Source organism: Streptomyces sp. A1136 (assembly GCF_004795055.1).
GTDB lineage: Bacteria > Actinomycetota > Actinomycetes > Streptomycetales > Streptomycetaceae > Streptomyces.
In genome coordinates this window covers 1-704 of sequence record NZ_SSBJ01000158.1, presented here as the reverse complement: position 1 = coordinate 704, position 704 = coordinate 1, and the positions used below count along the sequence as shown (strand labels likewise).

1 pseudogene is annotated in these 704 nt (G+C 57.1%); it reads left to right on the top strand.

The annotated features are described in order from the left end of the window. Nucleotides 1–464 precede the first annotated feature (464 nt). Nucleotides 465–704: pseudogene (locus E6R62_RS37805) on the top strand (IS110 family transposase); the annotation flags it as partial.

Genomic DNA, 704 nt, shown 5'->3' with positions numbered 1-704 from the left:
CGAACCCGCAATCCCCGTCCGGGACACGCATTATCTGGTTGCCCAAGCGCTTCGGGCACTTCTCTATCGAAATCCTGGAAGACAAGGCGCTAGAGGCATTTGTAGAAGCTGCATTTTCCTGAGCGATGCGGCGATGAACGTCTGTTTTGAGTCGACTGGAACGAAGCGCATGATCCCGCCTCGTACCCCAGCATTGTCCGCGGACAATTGACAAAAAACAGGGCTTGGGGGAAGTGTTCCAGCCGCTTTGGCGACGCCGCATTGCTGGCACAGCTTTTTTTGGGGGCTTTCACTGGCTTGGAGGAACCCTCATTGTCGACTCGGACGCGGTCCCTTGTAATTGGATGGACTCGCCCAAGCCGAGGCGTCAATGCGCCACGGTGGCAGTCTAAACAGCCAACGACAGCGAGGGCGAGTCCATGAAAAATCATAGTTCGTTTGATCAATCCGTGTCTTCTTCCGATTTGTCGGCCTGCACAACCTTGGCGGTCGACTTGGCCAAACAGGTCTTTCAGGTCGCCGGTGAAGATATCCTCGGCCAGGTGCGCTACGAGCAGCGGATCAAGTCGCGCGAGGCGTTTTATGATTTTCTCCGACAGTTGCCGGCGCATGTCGTGGTTTTGATGGAGACCGGTCCGGGTGCCCAGGCCTGGGCCCGGCAGCTGCAAGAGCAAGGTAATCCGGTGCGGATTCTTCCAGCCGGT